The sequence below is a fragment of the Paracoccus saliphilus genome (genome assembly GCF_028553805.1).
Taxonomy (GTDB): Bacteria; Pseudomonadota; Alphaproteobacteria; order Rhodobacterales; family Rhodobacteraceae; genus Paracoccus; species Paracoccus saliphilus.
In genome coordinates, this window is the sequence record NZ_CP067140.1 from 1256609 (window position 1) to 1282433 (window position 25825).

At 59.7% G+C, this 25825-nt stretch carries 20 protein-coding genes, 2 tRNA genes and 2 pseudogenes; 16 read left to right on the top strand and 8 right to left on the bottom strand.

Features of this window, described 5'->3' with window-relative positions:
- Nucleotides 1-98: 98 nt before the first annotated feature.
- The 8 genes from JHX88_RS05910 (at nucleotide 99) to JHX88_RS05945 (ending at nucleotide 6432) form a co-directional block, all read left to right on the top strand.
- Entirely contained in the window at nucleotides 99-1805 is a 1707-nt protein-coding gene (locus JHX88_RS05910; RefSeq protein WP_076525475.1) for an ABC transporter permease, read from the top strand.
- A 9-nt stretch (nucleotides 1806-1814) separates the two neighbouring features.
- Nucleotides 1815-1890 (top strand) — tRNA-Thr (locus JHX88_RS05915).
- 246 nt (nucleotides 1891-2136) lie between these two features.
- Nucleotides 2137-3153: an alanine racemase gene (gene alr, locus JHX88_RS05920; RefSeq protein ID WP_076525208.1), complete on the top strand. Its 1017-nt coding sequence runs from the start codon at nucleotides 2137-2139 to the stop codon at nucleotides 3151-3153.
- Between the two features lie 133 nt (nucleotides 3154-3286).
- Nucleotides 3287-4363, top strand: a complete 1077-nt coding sequence (locus JHX88_RS05925) for a PhoH family protein (RefSeq protein WP_076525206.1) — start codon at nucleotides 3287-3289, stop codon at nucleotides 4361-4363.
- On the top strand, nucleotides 4356-4853 hold the full coding sequence (gene ybeY, locus JHX88_RS05930) for an rRNA maturation RNase YbeY (protein ID WP_076525474.1): 498 nt from the start codon (nucleotides 4356-4358) through the stop codon (nucleotides 4851-4853). The genes JHX88_RS05925 and ybeY overlap by 8 nt, the downstream gene beginning before the upstream one ends.
- A complete protein-coding gene (locus tag JHX88_RS05935; RefSeq protein WP_084203041.1) occupies nucleotides 4850-5797 on the top strand; it encodes a transporter associated domain-containing protein in 948 nt (315 codons plus the stop codon). The genes ybeY and JHX88_RS05935 overlap by 4 nt, the downstream gene beginning before the upstream one ends.
- A gap of 141 nt (nucleotides 5798-5938) precedes the next feature.
- Nucleotides 5939-6142, top strand: coding sequence for an ATP-dependent Clp protease proteolytic subunit (locus JHX88_RS05940; protein ID WP_076525204.1), 204 nt, complete (start codon nucleotides 5939-5941; stop codon nucleotides 6140-6142).
- Nucleotides 6139-6432, top strand: a complete 294-nt coding sequence (locus tag JHX88_RS05945; protein ID WP_076525202.1) for a Clp protease/crotonase-like domain-containing protein — start codon at nucleotides 6139-6141, stop codon at nucleotides 6430-6432. Before JHX88_RS05940 ends, JHX88_RS05945 begins: the two co-directional genes overlap by 4 nt.
- Before the next feature lie 506 nt (nucleotides 6433-6938).
- Here the strand turns inward: JHX88_RS05945 and JHX88_RS05950 are convergent.
- The 4 genes and pseudogenes from JHX88_RS05950 to JHX88_RS05960 all read right to left on the bottom strand — a co-directional run bounded on the left by JHX88_RS05950 (nucleotide 6939) and on the right by JHX88_RS05960 (nucleotide 9576).
- A complete protein-coding gene (locus JHX88_RS05950) occupies nucleotides 6939-7613 on the bottom strand; it encodes an XdhC family protein (RefSeq protein WP_272848201.1) in 675 nt (224 codons plus the stop codon).
- 27 nt (nucleotides 7614-7640) lie between these two features.
- Nucleotides 7641-7871: pseudogene (locus JHX88_RS22300) on the bottom strand (XdhC family protein); the annotation flags it as partial.
- 2 nt (nucleotides 7872-7873) lie between these two features.
- Nucleotides 7874-8869, bottom strand: a complete 996-nt coding sequence (locus tag JHX88_RS05955) for a serine hydrolase domain-containing protein (RefSeq protein WP_076525198.1) — start codon at nucleotides 8867-8869, stop codon at nucleotides 7874-7876.
- 137 nt (nucleotides 8870-9006) lie between these two features.
- Nucleotides 9007-9576: a TetR/AcrR family transcriptional regulator gene (locus tag JHX88_RS05960; RefSeq protein ID WP_272848202.1), complete on the bottom strand. Its 570-nt coding sequence runs from the start codon at nucleotides 9574-9576 to the stop codon at nucleotides 9007-9009.
- Nucleotides 9577-9726: 150 nt separating this feature from the next.
- Between JHX88_RS05960 and JHX88_RS05965 the strand changes: the two genes are divergently transcribed.
- The 4 genes and pseudogenes from JHX88_RS05965 to JHX88_RS05980 form a co-directional block, all read left to right on the top strand.
- The gene (locus JHX88_RS05965) at nucleotides 9727-10224 is read left to right on the top strand and encodes a (2Fe-2S)-binding protein (protein WP_076525194.1); all 498 of its coding nucleotides are present in this window, start codon (nucleotides 9727-9729) and stop codon (nucleotides 10222-10224) included.
- Complete coding sequence (locus JHX88_RS05970) at nucleotides 10221-11276, top strand: FAD binding domain-containing protein (RefSeq protein WP_076525192.1); 1056 nt, start codon at nucleotides 10221-10223, stop codon at nucleotides 11274-11276. Before JHX88_RS05965 ends, JHX88_RS05970 begins: the two co-directional genes overlap by 4 nt.
- Nucleotides 11269-13509: a xanthine dehydrogenase family protein molybdopterin-binding subunit gene (locus JHX88_RS05975; protein ID WP_076525191.1), complete on the top strand. Its 2241-nt coding sequence runs from the start codon at nucleotides 11269-11271 to the stop codon at nucleotides 13507-13509. The genes JHX88_RS05970 and JHX88_RS05975 overlap by 8 nt, the downstream gene beginning before the upstream one ends.
- A gap of 77 nt (nucleotides 13510-13586) precedes the next feature.
- A pseudogene (locus tag JHX88_RS05980) lies at nucleotides 13587-13733 on the top strand (IS5/IS1182 family transposase); the annotation flags it as partial.
- Here JHX88_RS05980 and JHX88_RS05985 read toward each other — a convergent pair.
- Nucleotides 13732-15798 carry a DUF4139 domain-containing protein gene (locus tag JHX88_RS05985; protein ID WP_084203039.1) on the bottom strand — a complete coding sequence of 689 codons (2067 nt, stop codon included), beginning with the start codon at nucleotides 15796-15798 and terminating at the stop codon, nucleotides 13732-13734. The pseudogene JHX88_RS05980 and the gene JHX88_RS05985 overlap by 2 nt on opposite strands.
- 1166 nt (nucleotides 15799-16964) lie before the next feature.
- On the opposite strand from JHX88_RS05985, the gene JHX88_RS05990 reads away from it, so the two are divergent.
- The 3 genes from JHX88_RS05990 to JHX88_RS06000 are packed head-to-tail and all read left to right on the top strand — an operon-like array spanning nucleotide 16965 to nucleotide 22474.
- A complete protein-coding gene (locus tag JHX88_RS05990; RefSeq protein WP_084203037.1) occupies nucleotides 16965-17387 on the top strand; it encodes a DcrB-related protein in 423 nt (140 codons plus the stop codon).
- Nucleotides 17384-22168 (top strand): RHS repeat-associated core domain-containing protein, encoded by a 4785-nt coding sequence (locus JHX88_RS05995; RefSeq protein WP_141225802.1) that lies wholly within the window; start codon nucleotides 17384-17386, stop codon nucleotides 22166-22168. Before JHX88_RS05990 ends, JHX88_RS05995 begins: the two co-directional genes overlap by 4 nt.
- A 27-nt stretch (nucleotides 22169-22195) precedes the next feature.
- Complete coding sequence (locus JHX88_RS06000) at nucleotides 22196-22474, top strand: bacteriocin immunity protein (RefSeq protein WP_084203033.1); 279 nt, start codon at nucleotides 22196-22198, stop codon at nucleotides 22472-22474.
- On the opposite strand, the gene JHX88_RS06005 is transcribed toward JHX88_RS06000, so the two are convergent.
- The 3 genes from JHX88_RS06005 to JHX88_RS06015 all read right to left on the bottom strand — a co-directional run bounded on the left by JHX88_RS06005 (nucleotide 22469) and on the right by JHX88_RS06015 (nucleotide 25484).
- On the bottom strand, nucleotides 22469-22939 hold the full coding sequence (locus JHX88_RS06005; RefSeq protein ID WP_076525185.1) for a DcrB-related protein: 471 nt from the start codon (nucleotides 22937-22939) through the stop codon (nucleotides 22469-22471). The two genes, JHX88_RS06000 and JHX88_RS06005, sit on opposite strands and share 6 nt — an antisense overlap.
- Nucleotides 22939-24921, bottom strand: coding sequence for a type VI secretion system Vgr family protein (locus tag JHX88_RS06010; protein WP_076525183.1), 1983 nt, complete (start codon nucleotides 24919-24921; stop codon nucleotides 22939-22941). Before JHX88_RS06010 ends, JHX88_RS06005 begins: the two co-directional genes overlap by 1 nt.
- A 488-nt stretch (nucleotides 24922-25409) precedes the next feature.
- Nucleotides 25410-25484: transfer RNA gene (locus JHX88_RS06015), tRNA-Thr, on the bottom strand.
- A 131-nt stretch (nucleotides 25485-25615) separates the two neighbouring features.
- On the opposite strand from JHX88_RS06015, the gene JHX88_RS06020 reads away from it, so the two are divergent.
- Entirely contained in the window at nucleotides 25616-25825 is a 210-nt protein-coding gene (locus JHX88_RS06020) for a hypothetical protein (protein WP_076525181.1), read from the top strand.

Below are 25825 nucleotides of genomic sequence, written 5' to 3' on the forward strand. Positions count from 1 at the left end.
ATCAAAATCTACGAGATGCAAATCACGGCGCACATTACCCGGCAAAGATAGACAGTCAAACCGCTTTGCGCTATCGGCCCGATATGAGCGTTTCTGACATGCCCGGACGGCGGCGGGGCAGCCGTGAAAACAGCCTGCGGACAGGCTCCGGACGTGCATGGTCCATCATGGCGGCGCTGATTGCCGCGCTGGTTCTGATGCCGGTTGCTGCGGTCGCCTGGATGGCGCTGAACCCGACCGAGAACATCTGGCCGCATCTGCTGAACTCGGTCCTGCCGCGTTACCTGTCTAATACGGTGATCCTTGCGGTCGGAACCGGATTGCTGTCGGCCTGCATGGGGGCGGGGTCCGCATGGCTGGTCAGCATGTATGAGTTCCCCGGCCGCCGATGGCTGCAATGGCTGCTGCTGGCGCCATTGGCCGTGCCGGCCTATATCGGCGCCTATGCGCTGGCGGATTTCCTGGATTATTCCGGCCCGGTTCAGACCGCCATGCGCGGCTGGTTCGGCTGGACAAATGCGGGTGATTACTGGTTTCCCCGCATACGCTCGATCGAGGCGGCGATCCTGGTCCTGTCGGCGGCGCTTTATCCCTATGTCTACCTGCTGACCCGGGCGGCCCTGCATGAGCAATCGGGCAGCGCCTACGAGGTTGCGCGCGCCCTTGGGGCTGGTCCTTGGGGGTTGTTTCGCCGTGTCGGCCTGCCGCTAGCCCGGCCTGCCATCGTCGCCGGTTCGGCCATCGCGATGATGGAGTCGGTCGCCGATTACGGTGTCGTCAGCTATTTCGGGGTGCAGACGCTGAATACCGGTATCTTCACCACATGGCTCGAACGCCGCAATGCCGGTGGCGCGGCGCAGATCGCCTGTGTCATCCTGCTGGTGGTCCTGGTCCTGGCGTTGTGGGAGCGTTTTGCACGCCGCAATGCCCGTTTCCATCAAAGCGCGCGCCAGCCCCGCCCGATCAGCCGCCAGTTGCTGAGGGGAGTGCCCGCCGGGGCCGCGACGGTCGCCTGCACGATTCCCTTCGCCCTGGGCTTCCTGCTGCCGGTCGGGGTGATCCTGAATTATGCGCTGGCCTATCCCGAGGGGTGGATAACGCCCGGGCTGGGGCTTGCCGTCTGGCACACGGTCAGCCTGGGCGGAATCGCGGCCTTCCTGACCGTGGGAATGGCCCTGACCATGGTTTACGGGGTGCGCCTGTCCGGGCGCAGCCTGCCCCGGTTGCTGCTGCCGGCGACCATGATCGGATATGCCGCGCCCGGTGCGGTGCTGGCAGTCGGCATCCTGATTCCCCTGGCGGCTTTGGATCATCGGGTCGCCGATGGCTGGCTGGCGTTGACCGGCACCGATCCGGGGCTGATCCTGACCGGCAGCGGGGCGGCGATCGTGCTTGCCTATATGGTGCGTTTCTTCGCCATCGGGCAGGGCGCCATTGACGGCGCTTTCACGCGGGTCGCGCCATCGCTGCCGATGGCGGCCCGGTCCCTGGGGCGCAGCAATACCGGAGTGTTACGCGATGTTTTCATGCCACTGATGCGCGGCTCGGTCGGCTCGGCGCTGCTGTTGATCTTTGTCGATAGCTGCAAGGAACTGCCCGCCACATTGTTGCTACGCCCGTTCAGCTATGAGACCCTGGCGACCCGCGTGCATGAAAAGGCCAGCCTCGAAGACCTGGGTAATGCGGCTCCGGCCGCGCTTTTGGTCATGGCGGTCGGATTGCTTGCGGTGATCTTGCTGGCACATACCAACCCCGGCTTGCGTAAAGTCGCGCCACGCGCTATCGGAGTGTCGCAAGCGGGGTAGTCCCGCAGGGCCGGTTTAGCTCAGTTGGTAGAGCAGCTGATTTGTAATCAGAAGGTCGCGGGTTCGACTCCTGCAACCGGCACCAATAAAACCATTGAACATCAAGAATTTACAGCTATTTCGCCTGGATGCGGTGACGGCGAGATGGCGACTGTCAAACTTGTGGCAGACATTATGGCGTCGTTTCGACAGGGTTCCCACTGGGGCGATGGTGGGGCCCTTGGGGATATTCGGATAGATGAATCTGTCGGGAGATGCTGCCCTAGGGGAGTGAGCTCTTATTACTTATCGGGGCCTTGACGCGAGGCAGAGCTTGGAGGAAAGCAAAGCCATGGGATTGCAGATCGATATTGCGGCCATCGTGGCCAATTGGAAAGCGCTGGCGGCAAAGGCGCCCACTGCGCGTGCGGCAGCGGTGGTCAAGGCGGACGGTTACGGGCTCGGCGCGGCGAAAGTCGTTCCCGCGCTTTACGAGGCCGGGGCGCGCGATTTCTTCGTTGCGCTGGCGAATGAGGGGCAGGCGATCCGAGCATCTCTTCCGGATGACGCAACTATCAATGTGTTGTCAGGACATATGGAGGGCGCGGATCTGGAGGGACTCGTTCCGGTCATCAACAACCCCGAACAATTCTTCCGTGATCGCGCCATGCGCCCCGAAAAACCCTTCGCGATCCAGCTCGACAGCGGTATGAACCGGTTGGGGATGGAGGCGGCGGAATGGGCCGGTATCCGTGACGAGGCGCTGGCCGCCGGTCCCGCGTTCATCATGTCGCACCTGGCTTGCGCGGATGAACCGGAGCACCCGGCCAATGCCTTGCAACTCAAGGCTTTCCGGGAAATGACGGAAGGGGTGGGGGTGCCGCTCTCGCTGGCGGCGACAGGGGGAATCCTGCTTGGCCCGGATTTCCATTTCGACATGGTGCGTCCCGGTGTCGGCCTTTACGGAGGCATGCCTTTCGCCGATGCGAAGCCGGTGGTGCGCCTGTCCCTGCCGGTGATCCAGACACGCGAGGTGCAGGCTGGCGAGATCGTGGGTTACGGGGCGACATGGACCGCCGATTCCCCGCGCCGGGTCGCCACGGTCGCGGCGGGCTATGCCGACGGAATCCTGCGGATGCTGTCCTCCAGCGGAGCCAGCCTTTATGCCGATGGAAAGGCCTGTCCAATCGTCGGCCGGGTCTCTATGGATCTGGTCACTGCCGATGTGACGCATCTGGACGAGATTCCTGCCGAGCTGGAACTGATATGCCCCGAACAGCCTATCGATGCCGTGGCCGGATATGCGGGAACGATCGGCTATGAAATCCTCACATCCCTTCGGCATCGATACAAGCGGGCCTACCTGTGACCTTGCTTCGGCATATTTTGCGCCGAATTGTCACATTCTTGTCGCAGGATTGCCGCAGAAAATGGCGTCATGACCTTGTGCGAATCCCATTGGATCGCCACCATAAGGACATAGTCTCAAGCAGGAGAGAAATTTGGGCCTGACCCCAACGCCCCCCGTTGCCACATCGCCTAGCGAAACTCTGCTGGAATTTCCCGACAACCGGCTGCTGATCGATCTGTGCGGTGCCAATGACCGGCATCTTGCCCGCATCGAAGAGGCATTGTCCGTCCATATCCTTCGCCGCGGCAACCAGCTTGCCGTCGTGGGCGAGGCCGAGGCGCAGACCGAGGCCGCACAACTGCTGCAGGGTCTCTATGCCCGGCTGGAACAGGGGCGTCCGGTCGAAATGGCCGAGATCGATGCTGCCTTGCGCATGGGCGTGGACAGCACGACCGAGACCACGACATCCGAACAGCTCGAGATGTTCGCCGCGGGGAATTACGAGTTGCGGACCCGCAAGAAATCGGTCGAGCCGCGCACTGAGGCGCAGAAAGCCTATGTCCGCTCGCTGTTCGAGAACGAGTTGGCATTCGGCATCGGCCCGGCGGGCACCGGTAAGACCTATCTTGCGGTTGCCGTTGGTGTGACCATGCTGATCGGCGGGCAGGTCGATCGCATCATCCTGTCGCGCCCCGCGGTGGAAGCGGGCGAACGCCTTGGTTTTCTGCCCGGCGACATGAAGGAGAAGGTCGATCCCTACATGCAGCCGCTCTACGATGCGCTCAACGATTTCCTGCCGAGCAAGCAGATGCAGAAACTGATGGAGGAAAAGCGGATCGAGATCGCGCCGCTGGCCTTCATGCGCGGGCGCACCCTGTCCAGCGCTTTCGTGGTTCTGGACGAGGCGCAGAATGCCTCGACCATGCAGATGAAGATGTTCCTGACGCGCTTGGGCGAGGGGTCGCGCATGGTCATCACGGGCGACCGTACTCAGATCGATCTGCCGCGTGGGGTGCAGTCGGGCCTGACCGATGCCGAGCGGATTCTTGACGGCGTCAAGGGGATCAGCTTCAGTTACTTCACCGCCAAGGATGTGGTCCGCCACCCGCTGGTTGCCCGCATCATCGAGGCTTATGACGTCGAGGATCAGGCGGCATTGGCCCGTGGCGCAACCGGAGAGACCCGGGGCAGTTATGTTCCGCGCCGGGCAACACGAAACGATGCCTGACGAGATATCCACCGACAGCGTTATCGAAGACGACCGATGGGAGGAGGCCGGGCTTGAGAGCCTGGCCGAGCGCGCCGTCACTGCCGCGCTGGAATGGCACGGCATCGGCGGCGAGGTGGTGGTGCTGGGTTGCGACGATGCCCGGATCGCGGCGCTGAACGCCGATTTTCGGGGCAAACCGCGCGCGACCAACGTGCTGTCATGGCCCGCGGTTGAACATATTTCACGTGATCCAGGCGCCCGCCCTCTGCTTCCCGAGGTCGAGGAATTGGGTGACATCGCCATCGCTTTCGATACTTGCGAGGCCGAGGCGCTGGCGCAGGGCAAGCCTTTCTCGGATCACGTCACCCATCTGCTGATCCATGCTGTCCTGCATTTGCTGGGCTATGATCACGAAAACGATCTCGATGCCGAAACCATGGAGGCGGCCGAGCGTTCTATCTTGCAAATCCTCCAGATCCCCGACCCATATCAAGAGAAAGTGTCATGAATTCCGAGTCTCGATTATCCGCCCCTCATCTCGGCGACGAACCCGCTACGGCGGCTGACGGCGTAGGAGGTGAGGGTCGTGACCTGCCGGCCTCACGCGGTTTCTTCGGCCGTGTTTTCGAGGCATTGACCGGACATGACGAGGATTCCGAAAGCGTCGTGGAAGAGGACCGGCCCACGGCCCATCCCGCACCGGGCATGGTCAATCTGCGTCGGATGCGGGTCGATGATGTGGCCATTCCCAAGGTCGAGATCGTCGCCGCGCCGCTGACGGTATCGCTGGATGACCTGGTCGAGATGTTTCGCGAACACGGCTTTTCGCGCATCCCGGTCTTTCGCGGCACCCTGGACAGTCCGCTTGGCCTCATCCATCTGAAGGACCTGGCGCTCAAGCATGGTTTCGGCAAGGGCGGCAAATTCACCTTGCGTCCGATGCTGCGTCCTCTGCTTTATGTTCCACCCTCGATGCCCATCGGTGTGCTGTTGCAGCAGATGCGGCAGAAGCGAACCCATATGGCTCTGGTCATCGATGAATATGGTGGCGTGGATGGGCTGGTCACGATCGAGGACCTGATCGAACAGGTGATCGGCCAGATCGAGGACGAGCATGACGAGGAAGAGGGCGATCTGTGGAACTCGGAAAAGCCCGGCCAATGGCTGATGCAGGCGCGCGCGCCCCTGAACGAGGTCGAGGCGGAAACCGGCCTGCGCCTGTTGGAAGAAGACGAGGACGAGGATATCGACACGCTTGGAGGCCTGATCTTCATGCTGGCCGGCCGCGTGCCTTTGCGCGGTGAGGTGATTACACATGACTCGGGGGCCGAATTCGAGATCGTCGAGGCCGATCCGCGCCGCATCAAGCGCATCCGACTGCGGCTGCCGGGGGTCGTCGCGTCATCGGCAGCGAGCAGGACGGACGGAAATCCTGCGGGGCCGGTCGAGTAGAAGCTACGATTTCCGCTTCCGGTGCTGGCGCGATCGGTTCCGGGCGCGGGAGCGAGGTTTCGCATATCTCGTGATCGGGGTCATCCTCGTGGCAAATCGCCGGATATGGACATCTCCGCTCGGCATTGACGATGGGTTGCGATGGCTCTGCGCTGGATTGGCAATCAGGATGTGGTTGTCGATATCAACTCTCCCGGTGGTGATTTCTTCGAGGGCCTGATGATCTACCACCTGCTGCGAGAGCATGAGGGCAAGGTTCGCGTTCTGGGGCTTGAGGCTTCTGCAGCCTCCATCATTGCAATAGCCGGGATGAGGTCGAGGTCGCGAAAAGCAGCTTCCCGATGATCCACAATGTCTGGACCGTCGCGATGGGAGACCGGAACGCAATGGCCTCCATGTTGGAAGAACTGGAAGTTATGGACGAGGTTTTGGCGGAAATCTACACGGCCGCACCGCTGTTCTCACCACTGAAGGGAAGCGCGGGAGAAGCGCTCTTCGCCGTGCTTTGCGCCTGCGGATACAACATCCGGAAGCTCCTCGCCCACCTCAGAGCCCTTTGGCTCCTCATCCTTCTGATCGTCAGCTACGCCCAACCAATCGGCCCGTGCCGTAATCCCGTCGGCTGTGCAGCCTAAACGTTTTGTTCAGGATCGACTAATTAACGGAGAGTTGGACTCGTCATTGGTTTGATATTATGCGGCGAGCTTGCGGTGGTGCAAACGCCGCTGTTCGATGGTCTTTCGCTTTATCCTTTCGCGTTGTTTGATGACGGTGTCGGCCCTGCCGAAGTAGGCGTCGGCTGGTGTCAAGTTACTCAGGCTGTGAATAGGCGACCCCATCTAGGTATCCAACGACTTATGACGCCTATTAGCGTCGAGACCCCACGCCTGTTCATATCTTAATCGAGAGGCTTCCTGCATTTAACCTTACCGCCTCCCGGAAGCAAATCGGAAGCAGTTGAAAGGAAGCTACAGCGCAAAATCGGCGAAAATTACAAGGGCGTGAAGGTGTCGCCGGAGAATCTTGCCGAGAAGATCGTCGAATTCTTTCCGCGCGACGCAGGTGATATCGTCACCGTACGCGTGTCACCGATAGCTGAAGGTCTGATCGGCCTACCTTTCTTATGTGGCTCAGCGTAGGTTCATACGCTGTTTCGCTTCCACAGGTCGAATTTCGAAATCACCTCGGCAAGCACCGAGACAGCGATTGATCGCGCGACGCGGGCGGGTCCGAATATGCCGATAGGGGCATGGATGCGGGCGATCTGGCCGGATGAAATCCCCTCGTTCTCAAGGAGTTCTATACGCTTTGCATGAGTTCGGCGGCTGCCGAGGCAACCTATGTAGAATGCATCCGTGTCCAGGGCGGCTTTAAGCATGAGTAGTTCAGTATCTACGTCGTGGTGCAAAAGGACAACGGCCGTTTCCCGATCGGTGGTTGCATCTATCCTGCCATTATCAGCCTGCAAGACGCGAAATCCAGCAGCTGAGGCCATCGCGGCGAGCGCGATGCTTTCGACCCCCCGGCCCGATATCAGGAACTGGGGTTCGGGCCGCTGCACGGAGACAAAGACGTCACCGTCCCAGCCCGTTGACGCATCTCCCTCGTGAACGGAGAGAACCTGCCGGTCTGGATTGTAGATCAGGCTCGCGGTCTTGCGATCGGCGATTGCTGTCAGTATCGCGTCGATGGGGGCTGTTTCCCTGAGAACATGGATGTTCAGGCGAAGTCCTCCACCACAGGGTAGCACGATGTCGAAATAGGGCGATCCTTTTCCGAATTGGCATTCGCGGTCCGCGCCTTCGGAGATCGCCATGATTGCCTCCCGCGCGACCGCAGTTTCAATGCAGCCGCCCGATACGAAGCCGCAATAACGGCCATCTTCGCTGACCCCCATATGCGTGCCCAATGCCCGGGCACCGCCGTCGATGATTTCCACAAGCGTGACCAATGCACAGCGTCGACCGCTTTTCATTTCGGTCTGGAGAAACCCGAAGATCTCTTCGGGCCGGTCCGTCGGGAATGCGGCTCGCAGTTCTGGTTGAAATCGCGAAGAAGAAAAATCAAGCGTCATGCTCAGGCAGCCTCTGCGAAGGTGAGAATCGGGTTGTCGAGCAGGTCGATCAGATCTCCGAAATAACCGCCTGAACGAGCCGGACGATTGGGGTCCGAGGTAATGGCAACGGCGAGGCCGAGATCACGGTGAGCCGCGATGACCTGGCCGCCATATCCCCGTGCCAATGCATAGCCGGAGCGGGTCAGGAACCAGCCATAGCCGTAACCCATGCCCGAATAGGGCGAGCGGCCCCGGCTTATGGTCGACGCCCTGATCCAATCGCTCGGTACGATCCGGGTTCCCCTGAAAGTACCATCATCACGCATCAGTAAAGCGAGCGAAAGCATGGCGCGCGGTGTGAGCGCCATTTCATTGCCCCCCAGGTAATATCCCTGAGGATCGCGCACCCATGGCGGTATCTCGAAGCCCATGTGGTCGCCCAGACGCTGCCTTGCCAGCGAAAGCAGGCTCTGTCCGGAGGCCTCCGTCATCGCGGCCCCGAGGATATGGGTGCTCCCTGTCGAATAGATCATGCGACTGCCCGGCTCGGCGATCATTGGTCGTCGTAACGCGTCTGCAACCCAGTTGCCGGAGGCGATCCAGCCCCCATATCGGCTGCCGGATGTACCTTCCAGCCCGGCCTGAAGTGTAACCAGATTTTCTATCGTGATATCGGCTGCACCCTCGGTCGCATCTTCGGGAAGGAGGGCAGGGGCGACGTCAGCAAGACGGGCAGTGTGCGATGAAATCTCGCCTCGCGCGATGCATGTGCCCAGTAGTAGTGCGACGATACTCTTCGAGCAAGATTTGATATTCGCCAGTTCGTCCAGCCCCGGTCCCCGGGCAGCGCGCGCATAAACGAGATCGTCACCACGCTGGACCTGTATCGAGTGCAGTTGCTCCAGCCGCTCGAAGGCGCTGTCCAGAACCGATGCGTTCTGGCTTTGGGCCGGACGTGCAAATGGTGCGGCGACGCTCATGGTGGCAAGTGCGGTGAAGCTGCGGCGGGTGAGCATGGGTTCCGGATTTATGCTTGGGCGAAATCTCAAGGCAAGAAGATAGCTATGCCGCGCACCCAATCCAAGACGTTGACCATGATTCGCGTGCTTGAACTTTTTGGACTGCGGTCCCGATGTGCCTGAACGCCGCAATCTTACCGCTTAAGTCCCTCCACGAAAATGTCGAGCAGATGCAGGACTTGCGCGCGCCAGCCGGGGCCGGGTTCGCGAGCGTAACACAGGGCATAAACGACTTGCAGCAATTCTTCGGCGGTCACGTCCTCGCGGGCATGGCCGACATCTGCCGCTTTATGCAGCATACGGTTTATTGCAGTGGAAATGCGCTCGGAAAGTTCACTATAGGTCTGCTTGGACTCCTCTGCCATCACCATTGAAAGCGCTCCAAGCATACCGCGCTTGGTTTCGACCAAAGCAACATAATCGTGCAGCCAGCCGCGCAGTGCGGCCACCGGCTCGGGCTCGTCCGCCAGTCCCTCGACCGTCTCGACAAGCAATTCCAACTCCTTGCGGAACACTGCATGGAACAGCTCTTCGCGGCTTGGAAAATGCCGGTAGAGCGTCCCGATGCCCACACCGGCTTGCCGTGCCACTGCCTCCAGACTAGCCTCCGGACCGCCATTGCCAAGCACATCCTTTGCTGCCTCGATCAGGCGGTCACGGTTTCTCAATGCGTCCGAGCGCGGTTTGCGTTTGCGGTTTTCCACCGAAGTATTCACCTTCTTCTTGATAAGCGGAGGATGCCTCCGTATAATGAGTGCGTAGCATGTAATTGCACCAGCTACCAACCTTACCGAATTCTTCGCCCGGGCGCGACCGCCCGACATCCAGCACATCGCCAGATAACGGGAAGACGCATGTCAATCTCCATTACCCTTACACTCAACGGGGTTGCCCGCGAGATCGTACTTGACGATACGCGTGTGACCCTTCTCGATCTGCTACGGGAGCGCCTGGCGTTGCCCGGAACGAAGAAAGGCTGCGACCGCGGTCAATGCGGAGCCTGCACGGTGCTTGTCAACGGACGGCGGGTAAATTCCTGCCTGACGCTGGTCGCAACGCTTGACGGCGCCGAGATCACCACCGTCGAAGGACTCGCGGAGGGCGGCGAACTGCATCCGGTCCAGTCGGCCTTCATCGAGAATGACGGTTTCCAATGCGGCTACTGTACGCCCGGACAGATCATGAGCGCCGTCGGCCTTATCGCTGAGGGTCACGCGGGTGAGGATCTCGAACGTATCCGGGAAGGCATGAGTGGCAATCTTTGCAGATGCGCCGCCTATCACGGGATCACGCTTGCCGTGCGCGAGGCGACCCGCCGGATGGCGGCAGAGGACAAGGGAGAGGTGGCATGAAGCGCTTCGATTTCATCCAGCCCGCCACGATCGAGGAAGCTATCGCGGCATGGACGCCCGAAGCGGCATGGCTGGGGGGCGGCACCAATCTCGTGGACCTGATGAAGACCGGTGCGCTGCAACCGGAGTTAGTGATCGATATCACGCGCCTGCAAGGGCTGGGGAATATCGAAACTCTGCCGGATGGTTCGACACGGATCGGTGCATTGGTGAACAATAGCGATCTTGCGTATGATCCCGGGATATTGCGCCGCTTCCCGATGGTCGCCGAGGCATTGCTGTCCGGTGCCTCCGGTCAGCTTCGCAATGCGGCGACGGTTGGGGGAAATCTGATGCAGCGAACCCGCTGTGCCTATTTCCAGGACCCAAACGCGGCCTGCAACCGGCGCGCGCCGGGCTCGGGTTGCGATGCACAGGAAGGCGAAAACGACAACCTTGCAGTGCTGGGATGGAGCGATGCCTGCATCGCGACGAACCCCTCGGATTTCTGTGTTCCTCTCGCCGCCCTCGATGCCGTAGTCGAGGTGCAGGGACCGGCGGGCAGGCGGGAGATCGCTTTCGCCGATTTTCATCGCCTGCCGGGTGACGCGCCGGAACGTGAAAGCGCATTGGAACCCGGCGAGTTGATCCTGGCGCTTCGCCTACCCGCCGAGGCGGCGGCCTTCGCCGCCAATGCGCGCTATCTGAAACTCCGTGATCGGACGTCTTTTGCCTTTGCCATCGCCTCCGCCGCGGCTGCGTTGCGGATCGAGGGCGGGCGTATTTCAGAAGCGAGGCTGGCTTTGGGCGCGCTTGCCGCCAAGCCCTGGCGTGTGACCGAGGCCGAAGCACTGCTGACTGGACGGGCGCCGGAGCCCGCGCTTTTCGAGCGTGCCGCAGACGCCGCCCTTGCCGATGCCACGCCGTCAGGGAGCAATGCCTGGAAGATCGACTTGGCCCGGCGTGTTGCCACCCGCGCGCTGACAATGGCCGCTGCCGGCACACCGGCACGGATACCCGCTCTTCCCGCTTCTCCCTTCGGGGACCAAACCGGAGAACCCGCCCATGTCTGACGTTCTTTCCCGACCCGCCCGTTTCGGTTCCAATTCCGGCCAGCCAGTCACCCGCCGCGACGGTATCGCCAAGGTGACGGGCAGCGCGATCTTTGCCGCCGATAATGCGCCGGACGGCTTCCTGCATGCCGTCTTCGTGCCTGCCAGAATCGCCCGGGGACGTGTCACCCATCTCGATACCGAGGCGGCACAGGCGCATCCCGGCGTGACCCATGTCATCACGCCACAAAACCGCCCACCGCTTCAGGGCGATCCTTCCGAAAAACCCACGATGTTCTCATTCCGCGTTGAAGTGCTGCAAGACAATACGGTTCGTTATGCCGGACAGCCCGTCGCGATGGTGCTTGGCGAAACGCTGGAGGCGGCCACGGAAGGCGCTCGCCTTCTGGCCCCCCGCTATGATGCGGAACCGGCGCGCGTCCGGCTTGACGACAGCGTACCCTACGCGTTCGACCCGGTAGGTTTCGGCCTGCCCGCCGATGTCGAACATGTCGAGGGCGGGCACAGGGCCGCCGAAAAGGTGATCGATGTTACCTATGAAACCGCATCGCAATATCACAACGCGATGGAAACCCATGCCGTCGTAGCCGAATGGGACGGCGACCGGCTTACGCTCGACATGCCAAGTCAGGCGCTTGCGCTCTCCTGTGCAGGCTATGCCCATTTCTTCGGTATTCCCGCCGAGAATGTCACGATCCGCAGTCCCTATCTTGGGGGCGGTTTTGGCTCCAAGGCCTTTCCGACCGGGCCGCAGGTGCTGGCGATTCTCGCGGCGCGCATGACGGGCCGGCCGGTCAAGCTGATGCTGACGCGGCAACAGATGTTCGGTCCCGTCGGCCATCGCGGAGCGACATGTCAGCGGCTCCGCCTCGGGGTCGATGGTGATGGGGCCCTTACATTCATCGATCACGAGGGGCTGGCGGAAACATCCAGTTTCGACGATTTCGTCGAGCCTGCGGCGGGAGCTTCGCAGGGACTCTATGCGGCCCGGGCGCTACGCTCCGCCCACCGGGCGGTACGTCTCGACATCGGAACCCCCGGTCCGATGCGTGCACCGGGGGAGGCGTCGGGTTCGGCGGCGCTCGAATGCGCCATGGACGAGATGGCCGAGAAAATCGGGATCGATCCGCTCGAATTCCGCCTGCGCAATTACGCCGAAACCGAACCGGGAACCGGGCGGCGCTATTCCTCGAAGGCGCTGCGCGAGTGCTACGCGCAAGCCGCCGAGCGTTTTGGTTGGGCCGGAAGATCTCTGGAATCGGGCCAGATGCGCGACGATAACGGGCTGCTCGTGGGGTGGGGTATGGGGACGGCGCTTTTCCCATGCCCGATGTTTGCCGCCGAAGCCCGCGCCACGCTGCATCCGGACGGCACCGCCCTGGTTGAAACCTCGGCCGCCGATATGGGGCAGGGCGCCTGGACCGCGCTGGCGCAGATCGCGGCGGATAGCCTGGGCCTGCCGCTGGACAAGCTGGAGTTCCGTGCCGGTCATTCCGGGCTGCCTGATGCCGGTGTCGCGGGAGGTTCGGGCCACACCGCGACAGCGGGTGGTGCATTGCATGCGGCAGGCATTGACGTAATTCGGCAATTGGGAGAAATTGCGGCGGCAGATCCCGCGTCGCCACTACATGGCTCGGGAAATGCTGGGTTCGTGGCGCGGGACGGGCGGCTTCACGTTGCGGATGACGACAGCCGGAGCGAGGCCTTCGCCGATATCATCAGCCGCGCCGGCGGGGCCGGAATCACCGGGAACGGCAGTGCTTCTCGACCGCCCGAGGATGCCGAGAAGCATGCCATGAGCTCGCATGGCGCGGTCTTTGCCGAGGTGAAGGTGGACCCCGATCTGTACCAGATGCGCGTGACGCGGCTGGTCGGCGCTTTTGCGGCGGGAAGGATCATCAACCCGCGGCTGGCGGAAAGCCAGCTTATGGGCGGGATGATCTGGGGCATCTCCTTTGCCCTGCACGAAGAAGCCCGGCATGATCCCCGAACAGGACACATCGTGAATGCGGATTTTGCAGGATACCACGTGCCGGTGAACGCAGATGTGCGCGGGCTGGAGGTCATCACCGTTCACGAGGATGATCCCTATGTGAACGCGCTTGGCATCAAGGGGGTGGGCGAGGTCGGCATAACCGGTACCGTGGGCGCGATCGCGAATGCTGTCAGGCATGCTACCGGCAAACGTATCCGCCGTTTTCCGATCCGCATCGAGGACCTGTTGACGGCATGAGATCGATTGGCTCTGCCCCGTAACAACGCGGGGCAGGGCACCTATCTCACCCCCGCGGCTCTCCCCATGTAGTTGGGAAACGCACGCGACATCTGGGCCGAGCACTCTGGAGGAGATGGGCAGGATACCATGTCCGAAGTCGAATCGAGGCAGGTATGCACTGCCTGAAACTCTTCGGCGAAAGGATCATGTCACAAGATCCCGACCGCCAGACCGCCGCGATCACAAGTTGCGGATGAAGTCCGCAACATTGCGCCGCTGCTCGTTGAGTGTCATCTCGGCGGCGCTTAGACTTTCATCGAGCTCGGAAATCGCGTTTTCCTCTTCTTCGAGCATCTTGAGATAGCGTTGCCCCAGGGAGCTGTCCGGTGGAACCGCGCCGAGGTTTTCCCGGATGCGGGCTTGGTTTTCGGATGCGCGCTCAATGTCGTGCCGGATCTTCTCGACCGTATCGCGGCTTTCGGTTTCCCGCTGTTTGATCTCTGCCAGATCGTCGAGCTTTGCCGCGGTTTCGGGATCGGTAGCCATGCCCGACCAGTGGATGATCATGTCCGCGTCGGTATTGATGAGGGCGTAGGTTTCGCCCTCGCGTCTCTCGGAGACGGCTGTCACCGTGGCCGATCCGTCCGCAGGAATCTCGGCCCGCAACCGATGATGGGTCGGCGTTTCACTGTCGAGCGCATCGGATGAGAATTGCCAGCCCTCATCGCGGGGATGTTCGATGATGATGGTGCGTGCTGCATCCGGCGCTCCCTCGATCGAATAGGTGGTGGTTTTGCGCGAGAACCGGGTCGCACGAAGATTGCCATCGACGATGATGATCTGTTCGACCGAGTCCTGTGATCGGGTTTCGGTCGTGATCTCGACCTTCCGGTCAGCAGCGAAGCTCGCCATGCGGTTTTCGCCTGCCGGAAGCCCTGTGAGTTGAGCATCCCCCACATAACCATCCGCCTCGTCATAGACAGTCAGCAGCCCTGGAGGCAGGCTGGCCCCGGTATCGTTTTCAAGAAACAATGCAGCGATAGGATAAGGATCGCCACGCTCGGGCTGGAAAAGAGAGATCCGCTCGGCCGGGATTTCCTTGTCGATGAAGGCAATGGACACTGTCCGACCCGCCGGCAGGTCAACCGCTGATGGAATACGATATGTTGCCGTTGTCAGCCCTTCCTGTGCAACAGCCGGATTAGCTGGTGCGGCGGGTTCGAACGACGCCATGTCGGCCATCTCCATCGCGGGTTCGGCCTTAGCGGCTGGCGCTATCGAGCGACTGACCCGTGACTGTCCATCACCGGCGCCAACTGCCTTGGCGCTGGAATCGTCCGGACGCGGCGGCGCGGTCGTGCCCGCCGTTACCGGAATTTCGGGACGGTCATGCCAATATCTTTGATGCAGCTTTTGCGACAATGTCACGGGGGCGCCAGAAGAAAGTGTCAGTGAAACACCATCCCAGTCTTCCCCGGTCGCATTCTCGATTACCGCCCAGGCTTGAAGACGCGCGGTTCCCTCCGGCCCAGTCACCAGGCGATAGGCTGTCTTCCAGACCGGAGCGGGGGCGAGATAGGTCAACTCGATCTCCCTGCTGCTCTCGCCCGCAAGCTCGATCTCAACGGTCCGGATGTCGTCCATACGGCCCCGGCCACTGACTGCGGCGGCTTCCCGCAGCTTGTCGCGCATGTTCTCGTCAAGAATGGTGAGGGCGGCATCCGTTCCAAGTGGCAAGGCCTCGATCTCGCCGCTGTCAGCGAGAACGGACAGGACCTGTTGCTGTCGCGGCATGTCGTCCTGCGAAATCTCGTAGCGGCCGACACCGAGTACCGCGCCTTCTATCGTGCGACCGCCTGATGATGCGCGGACCCGGATTCCCTGCAGGGAGGCCGCGAGGCTCGGCAAGGAACCCATTTGTTCCGGGCCGAATGGCAGGCGGCGAAAGGTTTCCTCGACGGGCGACAGGCCGTCCAGTGTCATCGCGCCAACTCGTCCGGAAGGATCGCGGATGACGAGTGTCTTCAGGAAGTCATCCACTTGATCAAGGGGAATGTCGATGTTCAGACTCGTGGAGCCGTCGATGGCGGCGCTACGATGAATTTCGGCTAGTCCGCCAGAAGACAACGTAACGCCATCGATCCGGCTGGAGCTGATGCCCTCTTGGGCAAGGGAGGACGTCGAACAGGCCAGCAGGAAAGCAAGTGAAAACCCGCCTCCGACCATCGTCAGGTTTCTGTTTTGTCCAGAATGCGACAGGTAATTTCTCATGATAAATTCTCGCTGTGGGCTGGAGAATTGAAGCATGGCGAGCGGGTTTGCTCAACCAAGATATTACGGGGCATATTCAGTGGCTCGTTGGGCCTTGGATTAGGAAAATTACATGGACAGCGAGCATGCTGCGTTTGATGTCCATTTCGGCTTGCCTCGGTGTCAGGAAACATAGTCAATATGCCGAGACACGGTACATCACCGATTTAGATAGCTCACTTCAGCAATCGCCTCGCGGCGGTTTTGGTTTGCATCAGTTTTCAATGCCTCGCTTGTTGCGCCTCGGCTGAGGGGTTACCGGTGCAGCGCAACGGCGTTTAGCCAGATGGTGACGCCGGGCTGACTATGGCGGCTATGGCCATGTCCGGACATCATTCGTATCTGGAAGGTCGCCGCCGGGTTGCGATCCCGCGATCAATGCGCCGGCTTCCGCGAGGCGTTCATCGGATAGTGCAGGCGAATGCTCGGTGCGAGAGACCTTCATAATCTGTCCTATCGTCTTGGATTGGCATTGACTGGAGTAAAGAAAGTATATTCTTTATACTAAACAGCAGCTTGTATCGAATATCGGTGTCGGTAGTTGTGAGCGGCGTTGTTGCACAATCGAAGAACGTTGCGGGTTAGGTGCCCTGCGTCGAAAGATCTTGCATTAGTGTGACGCAAAAAAACAACCGACGAATGGGGCTGCTACGCAAGAACCTCCGCTTGTGTAACAACGCCGCCGGGACGCAGCGGGACGGCGCGGTCCCGCCCGAGATTTTTCGAGGAAGGGCGCGCTTATACGTCGTTCCGACGTGCGCCAAGACGGCATAGATCACCTGTCATCATGGCGATCTATCGCCTCTCCGTTCAGGTCATGTCCCGCAAGGCGGGACGCGGCGCGGTGGCTGCTGCCGCCTATCGCGCGGGGGTGACCCGCCCCATCTGATTGGTCCGGCCCGTTCAACGACGATCTGCTGTGCCCATTCGCTATTGGAAGGAGGTTGTATTTGCACTTGGCAATCAAACAAACAGCAACCAGCTTACGGAGATTTTAGAAGAGGCAAGCTTCAGGTTGCATCTCATCATAAATTTTATGAACTTAAAACCATCCGTTGACCGATTCTCTTCTGTTATCTAATGCAGAGATCATAACGATTGAAAAATTAATTTTGTAATATCATTGCCGTAAGCGCTGGTTGCGATTTCGAGAAGGCTTGCAGATGTTTCATATGAACGAGTGTTCAATTCAACTGCCCAAGGAGTGGAATGACCAGTCGATCAACGTTGTTTCTTCTAACTCCCCAATGGCTCCGGGCCTCACTGTGACGATCACAAGGGACGATTTGCCGTTCGGTATGTCATTTGAGGAGTACCTGGAAGATCAGGTCGATCAGGTGAGCAAGTCCATGATCGATTTTAGTATGCGTGGAAGGAAGTCGGTCATGCTTGACGGGGTAAAGGCAGCAGAGATCGAATGCAGTTGGTTGGCCAAGGATGTCCGGCTTCACCAGCTCATCTACATGTTCCCGACTCCTGGCGGACGGGCAATGGTCGTTACTGCTTCCATGCCGGGTGAGATGACTGGTAGCCAGTGCGCAGAGATAAGGCGAATTGTTGGGACCTTGAAGTTCCGGAGAGCGTGACGAAGGAGGCCTGGACCGGTATGGGGTTGCTTCACCAAGCCATGAATATCGGTGCGGAAACTTCCGCACGGCAAATGGGCTGGGGATCCGGAGGGGATAACACCGAACCCGTTGGATCAACCCCGGAGATGCGCGAGGCAATTTCAAACCAGACAGATGCCCGGAGTGACCTTGAACGTGGATGGGATTCCACACTGGACTTCATGGAAAGCCCGACCGTTCAGTACTCAGCCATGGGTGTTGGAGCGGCGGCTGTCATGGCCAACGCTGGATTGGGAGCGGCCGCTTGCGCAACCGCCTCGGCAAGTTCTATCGCAATCGCTTCCGGGTCGGCCCTGATACCATTAGCTGCCGGCGTCGGTGCGGGATTGATAGGCAATTGGGCGGGTGGTCATATCGGCAATTGGGTCGGATCGGCAATGGGGCTGGAACCTCTTTCCGGCCCAAGCGAAGAACCTGCCGTTGTCGGGGACAAGATCTATCACGCTCCCTCAGGGCTCGTGGCCGGACTGATGGGCGCGGCTATCGTTCTGGGCGCTGTCGCTGCAATAGGTGCTATGGCTGCCCTGACAGCTGCGACGGGAGGAGCCGCAGCGCCGCTATTGGTAGCTACCGTGGGTTTCATTGCGGGTGGCCTGGTTGGAGGGACACTGTTCGGTGCTGCGAGTTCCCTGGGCCAGCAGGGCGAAGAGAAAGGTGAGATACGCAAAGGTTCACCAGACGTCTTATTCGAAAACAAGGCGGTCGCTCATGTGAGCGCATTCATCGATTGTCGGGACCATGGCATGGAGAAACAATGCGCACAGGGTTCGGACACCGTTTATGTCAATGGATTTCCGCTATCTCGAAAAGGGCACAAGACGACCTGTGACGGTACGATCCAGACCGGACGGAAAACGATCAAGCTTGATATGACGACATCCGCCGATCAACTGGACATCGACGGGGGCTGGCTCAATCGCATCGTCCGGACCGGCGTTGCCATTTCGGACTTTTTACCGTTTCCGCGCAGTGCGAAACCCCGCCCAGGAGACAGTACTCCACCGAGGCCGAAACCTGATGACTCGACTCCAGCGCCGCCAACCAGGCCCAGGGAGAGCGCAGAGTCAGATGGGATTAATACAAATGCGCAAAATCGAGTTGGCGATCCCGTCGACGTGGCGTCTGGACAGGTCAGCGAGTGCCGTATCGATATCACGATCCCCGGAACCATTCCATTGCGTCTTGATCGCAGCTACCGGCGCGGCGCGACCGGTATCCAGGGCAATGACTGGTCTGGTACGTGGGCGCAACATCTGAGAATCGAGGCGGGTCGCACCGTTTGGCAGGATCCCGACGGTGTCGAATTCACCTTCGACACACCGGATGACAATGTCTGGTCTGTCAACCTTCGCTGCCCTCACATTGCGCTGCTGGGGAGCCGTTCGGGCCTGATGTATCTTTACGATTATCGCAGCCAGCTGTTCACGATCTTCAACCACCGGGTCAAAAACCGGCTGTTGCTGAGTGCGATACAGGATCGCAATGGGAACGAGATCACATTTCATTATGGTGAAGAGGGGCTGAAATCGGTCAACCACAGCGACGGTTTCGGCCTGGCCGTGGACAGCCGGCGCATGCTGATTCATCACGCCGCACTGATCGGCCACGATGCGGGCGATTGTGTCTTTACCTGGCAATATGACCGGACAGGTCGCCTGACCCGCGTGGACTCGGCGCAAACAGGACAGCTGCGCTACGGCTATGATGAGCAGGGGCGGCTTAACATGTGGGCCGATAGCGGCTTGACCCGGGCACATTTCGCTTATGATCGTGCTGATCGGGTCATCCGCAACTGGAGCGACAGTGGTCATCTGTCGGTCGAACTTGCCTATGATGTCGATGCAAGGCGCACCCGTGTCACCGATGCTGCGGGTTGCGTCAGCTTCTTTGACTGGAACGAACGCGGGCTGGTCTGGCGCGAGATCGATGCGTTGGGCGGCGAATGGCTTACCGAATGGGGATCTGCCTGTGAAGTCCGGGCATGGCAGGATCCATTAGGGAACCGTTGGGCGTTTTCTTATAACGGTGTTGGCGACTTGGTGCGCACCACTGATCCAGATGGCAATATCGATAGCTGGGAATACAATGCCGACCGGCTGCCTATCGCTCATATCGACGCCACTCGCGCACGCACCGAATTCCGCTATAACAAGAATGGAAAGCTTGTTGCAGTCATCGATCCGACCGGCACCGAGCGGCTTTATCGCCGCGACGAACAGGGCAAGATTATGCGGATCGACCTGCCGCAAATGCGACAGACGCGCATCTATTACGATGCGCTGAACCGCCCCTCTCGCCTGCAGACCCCCTCCGGGGAAGTGATCAGGTTGATACATGATACGGAAGGCCGGCTGATCCGTCAAATCGATGAAATTGGTGCGGAAACTTGCTTTGACTACGCGCGTGGCCCCCAGAACCCGCGTGGCGATCTGGCGCAGGTTACGCTACCCGATGGCACGGTCGTCGATACCGCCTATGATGGCGAAGGTCTTGTTGCTGCAGTCAGAAACGGTGTCGGAGATACGCGTCACTTCCGTTACGGTGCCTTCGGTCTGCCGCTGGAGACACGGGACGCACAGGGTAACCGCGTCAGGCTGGAGCACGATCACGCGCTTTGCCTGACCGCTATCATCAACGAGTCAGGACAGCGGTATGAGTTAACCTACGACGCCGTTGGTCACCTTATCACCGAGAGAGACTATTCCGGACTCGTCACGCGCTATGACTACGATATTGCCGGGCGGGTGTGTCGCCGGATCGCCCCTGATGGCGTCGAAAGCCGCTATACATGGTCGCCTGCAGGTCGCCTTGTCCGGGTCGAGGTGGCCGCTGGCGAAAAAGTTGCTGTCACTACATCGGAATATGACGCGGCCGGCAGACTGGTCGAGATTCGAAACGATGACGGAGTGGTGACCCGCTCCTATGATGCCGCGGGACGGATGATCAGCGAAACGGTCAACGGTCGCCAGATGACCTATGCCTATGAAACCGGCTCTGCTGCGCCTGTTGCTCGTGGCGGCGATGGGCTTGAGCTGGAACTGGCGTATTCGCTGGATGGCAGCATGTCTGCCATGCGTTTTGCAGGGACGGAGCTTTGCTTTGAACGTGATGCGCGCGGTCTGGAAATCCAGCGCCGCACAACCGGCGGCTTCACGCATGAGCAAGGCTGGGACGTCATGCGGCGCCTCGGCGGACAACTGGTCGGACCTGAGGCGATGAACGGCCGTCCGTCAGCCGCTCGGATTGAACGCGGCTATAACTGGGACCGCGCCGGACGCGTTATCTCCATTGCCGATCGGTCTGCCGGGGTGACCAATATTCATTACGATGCGCGCGGCCTCGTCACCGGCATCTCACAACAGCGCCCCGACGGATCGTCCCCGATCCTGCATCAATACGATTACGATCCGAGCCGGAACCTTGCCGAGCTGATCGAGAACATGCATTCGCAGCAGATCGAAGCGCATGCCGGTCGTATCCGCCGCCGCGGCAATATCACCTATCAACACGACGCCTGTGGCCGGGTCATCGAAAAACGCCATGAGGAACCGGGTTTCCGCCCGCGTATCTGGCAGATGAGCTGGGACGCCCATGACCAGCTGGTGCGGCTCAGGACGCCGGACGGGTCGGTCTGGTGCTATGAATATGACGCCTTGGGTCGCCGCATCCGCCGCCTGCGAGTACTCGAGGGGGGCGTGAAATCGCATGCTAGGCAGAATCGCGCGCCCGATGACTGGAGCCTGCCCGAGAGTGCCCCGGCGCAGGATCGGTCTTCTGCAGACGATCCGGGCGGGGTTGCCCTCCGGCGCATTGGCAGCGCCTATCAGTGGGACGGCGACTGTATCGCGGCCGAGGCTCCGGTCTATGCCGATGGTACGGTTGCCTGGGATCAGGCAGAGCATTGGATCTACGAGCCGGGCAGTTTCCGCCCGCTGGCCCGCGTATATCAGGATCATATCGCCCATGTGGTCACAGATCACCTGGGCACTCCGCGCGAACTTGTTTCCGAGGATGGTCGAAAGGTTCTCTGGCGCGCCGAACTGGGCCTGTGGGGCAAGCTGGACCATCTTGAGCAGACCGCGAATGACGACCAACCGCCGGTGGCCTGCCCGATCAGGTTCCAGGGGCAGTGGGAGGATCCGGAAAGCGGGCTCTATTACAACCGGCACCGTTACTACGATCCGGATGCGACCCAGTATCTGTCGCCGGACCCGATTGGATTGGAAGGCGGGCTCCGGCCACAGGGTTATGTGACCGATCCGAATGGTTGGGTGGATCCGTTGGGCCTGGACCGTCAAGGACCCCGTTATGAACCTGGATCCGGCAGCGGTGGCGGCCAGCCAGTTAGCTCAGATTGGATGCGCAGGGTTGTCAATGAAAGTGGAGGGCCAATACCTAATACCATTGCTGATAAGCTGCGTGGACGGCATTTCTCCACGTTTGATGATTTCCGTTCAGCGTTCTGGCAAGAAGTCGCAACTGACCCGAAGCTAGCGAGTCAGTTTAACGCGGCAAATCGCGCTAGGATGGCAAAAGGACTTGCGCCAATTGCGCCCAGAACCGAACAAATAGGCGGCCGCAAATCGTTCGAACTAGACCATGCTCGACCAATATATCAAGGAGGCGCCGTGTACGATGTTGATAACTTGCAGGTTATGACGCCTCGTGCGCATATAGAAAAAACAGGGATTGATAATAATCTTCCTAGGAACAATGGCCCATGTCCCGGTGCTGGGTAGTGTAAAACTGACTGACGGAGACACACCATGGTTGATGCCTTGACGAAGCATAGTTTGTCTGAATTCACACGCGCGGAGTTTCTGGATTTTGTTGAACGGATTTCGCGTGCGGAGGGGGCAACGGAAAAAGAGAATGACGAATGGGTGGATCATTTTGCCAAACTTGTTGAACCTCATCCAAAAGGAACAGACATAATGTTTTGGCCTGAGGAAGGAGCAGATGATTCACCAGAAGGAATTGTTTCCGAAGTTGAACGATTCTGCCGCGAGAATAAACTACCTTGCTTCAAGGATTGTGATTCATGAATTGATCCGGCTCATATGCACATCATCCTGTATCCCGGCTCGGCAATGGGTTTTTTCTTTCGCCCTGAAACTCTCCACGATCCTTTGCATCTCGGCCTTCTGGCTGGGGCTCATCTGGCCGTCAGTGGAGGCTGTGACGATCAGCGCTCTATCGCCCATATCGATGATCGTGCTCAACATATGGACAGGAGTCTTGTTGCGCATCCAGCGGCCTTCCATCTCATGCGCTGGTAGGCCGGAGACGTGAAATTCACGACGACCCAGCAATTCGAAACCCTCGAGCGCTTTCTCGACGCGTTTCATTTGATCTTCCAGATATTCCGGAAAGCTGACGCCCCATGCCCTGTCGTCGCGGGTGATCGTCAGCGCCATCTGTGTCGGTGAATTGTCTGACGCCATGACGTTGACAGTTCGGTCGCGCCAACCGTCCGGCAGGTCAAACACGCCTTCGTTGATGCGGTACATCAGCCCCCTACACCCTTGTTCAGATGAATTTCCGGCCCGGATTGATCCAACCCGTTCTTGTTGAAAATAATCTTGGAGCCGTCGCCGAACTGCAGCACGACCTGATCCGTCGTCATCGTCAGTGAGCCATCGCCCACCTTCAGCGTCAGCTTCTCGGTCGCTTCGGCCTCGATGACTTTCGAACCCATGCTCATCTTGTTGGTGGACAAATGCTCCATGACGTCATGCGATTCGACATGAACCTTTACCGTGGCGGCCATCTCTATATCGTTGTCTGCCTTGTAGGATATGATTCCCGGCCCACCATCGCCCGCAACAGCCGTCTCGGTGACCTTGTTTGCCTTGACGCTGCGCGTCAGCGCGACTGTCTCGGCAAGATTGCCGCTTGCGACCGCCTTGGCCTCGTCTCCGGACTGCACGGTGATGCTGCGATTGCCGCCTTCGACCATAGTGGATTCATTGTCCTTGATGACCCGCTCCATGTCTTTCTGGGCATGCATGAAGATCTTTTCGGCGCCACCGGCATCCTCGAAGCTCAGTTCGTTGAAGCCCGATCCGCCATGCGTCTTGGTCTTGAAGCCACTTTTCGTCTTGCTGGCCGGCAGGCCGTAGATATTGCCGTTCTTGCCGTTCACCACGCAGCCAGTTACGATTGGCTTGTCGGGGTTGCCATCAATGAAATCAACCACCACCTCCATGCCGATGCGTGGGATGACGACGCCGCCAAGCCCGTTACCGGCCCAGTTCTGCGACACACGGCAGCGCATAGATCGGGCGCCTTCAAGATCCCAGTGGAATTGGACAAGGATACGCCCGAATTCGTCGCAGTCGATCTCTCCGTCACCGACCACCACTGCGGTCTGCGGCCCCTGCACGATCGGCGCCGGCGTCCGCCTCGGCGGTGCCATCGGTGCGGTGTCGGGCATCAGAGTATAAGAGCCGGTAAAGGCATAGCCGTCGTCCTCGGCTCCACCCGAGCCATATGCCTCACTGACGAAATTATGCGAGGCGCTCAGGCAGAGATAGCGCTCGCCCGTTCCAGGCACCGGTTCTCCGGCGAGTATCACCACCATCCCTGAACCAAGACTTACACAGTCTCCCACGGCCCGGTTGCGCCGATCGCTACCGCGCTCCTGCTTCGTACGCAGACGAGCCGTCATCTTGCCGCTGTCCTGATCAGCGAAATCACCAGGATATTCATAGCTTTCAAGCTGGCCGAAAGCATGAATCGCGTCCCCGACATGGTCGGATTCCATCGTGGCTGTCGGAGTCTTGAAATTGTAATCGATCAATCGCACGGCTCCGGTGGTCAGGTTCCGCTCGGGTGACCATTCCCAGAAATGCTCCCCTGGCGCCTGATGGTGCCTGTCATAGCGCCTGAATTCGCGTGGCCCAATATTCTCATGGGTAATGACATCATCGGTGAGCACAAGAACATGCTTGCCCGGTTCGTGACGGAAATGGAAGCTGATCCCGTGCCGCTCCATCTGGCGGCGGGCAAAATCCAGATCGCTTTCACGATATTGAACAGTGTATTCCAAGATGGGATACACTTCGGATAGTTTCATCTCGAAATCCACGTCGCCGGTAACGACGTAATCTAGGAACAGTTCCTGAAGAATCTGGTCCACGGACTTGTTATGGAAGATCCTCTGGTTGCGCCGCTGCCCTGCAAGCCAAAACCAGGGTCGTAGCGTCAAATCGTAGCGGTGTCCGTTTTCTCCCACGCCGACCCATCTGGCCTTGGTCACGATTCCATCGAAGGGACGCATCACGTCATGAGCCTCGATTTCCACCGTGGCATGGGTGCCAATCAATGCATCGAAATCAAGATTGTCCCGGGTGGACAAGGCTTCGACCTGGTATTCGAACAACTCATTCAGACGGTCCGTTCCACTGAAGCGCAACAGGACCAATTCATCCTGTCCAAGTGCCGTGTGCAGCCGGCCAGTACGTTCAATCTGCTTGAAGGGGGCATTCATCCATGGCCTCCATGAAATTGAGATAATATAGCTTATATGTTTACCGCGATTCTGCTCAAAGTGACAGTCTGGTCGGCATTTTGTTGCCCTGACGTCAAGCAAGTGCCGCGACTCTCAACCGCCCCCTGATTTCGAATGTTGTTGCTGGTCGCCTGGACCCTAAGGTGTATCCCGAACCTGTTGAAGGGATACGAGATGGCGAAACGCGGGAAATTTACAGATCAATTCAAGGCGAAGGTCGCGCTTGAGGCGCTGCGTGGTGATGCAGACCAATAACAGACAAGCGCAGTGTGCAGCTTCTTCGGTGAAACGCCCATCACGACACTCACCAAAGAGGGCGGGAACGATTCGCGCGAGAACAGGCCGTGAATCGCTGTGCCAATTCTGTGCCACATAGCTATGCGTGTTCTTGCCACGTTCTGCCATAGAGCAACCTAACCACATATCACGCGCGGATGAATTTTCCTTAATACTCATAAGGGATTGACTGGTGCTGCTGGACAGGATTGAACTGTCGACCTCTCCCTTACCAAGGGAGTGCTCTACCACTGAGCTACAGCAGCGCCGTGCAGGGCGTTTAGACAAAGCTGAAGGGTCGCGCAAGGGGGGCGCCACAAAAATCCCGAAGGCATTCGTCTGCAGGAGGATCGCGGCATCGCTGGACTGTCGTGCACGGGGGCGATAACAGGATCGGATGGCAGATCGGTCAAAGGATAGGCGCAGGCCCGGCACGGGCAAGAACGAAGGCGAGGCCGGTTCCCGCGAGGACAGGCTGCGGGCGGCATTGCGCGCCAATCTGGCGCGCCGCAAGGCGCAGGCGCGGGCTCGTTCGGATCGGAATGTGCCGGAGACCGGAAGCGGCGAGACTGAGCGCGGCAAGGATACAGGCGGAGACGACAGCTAG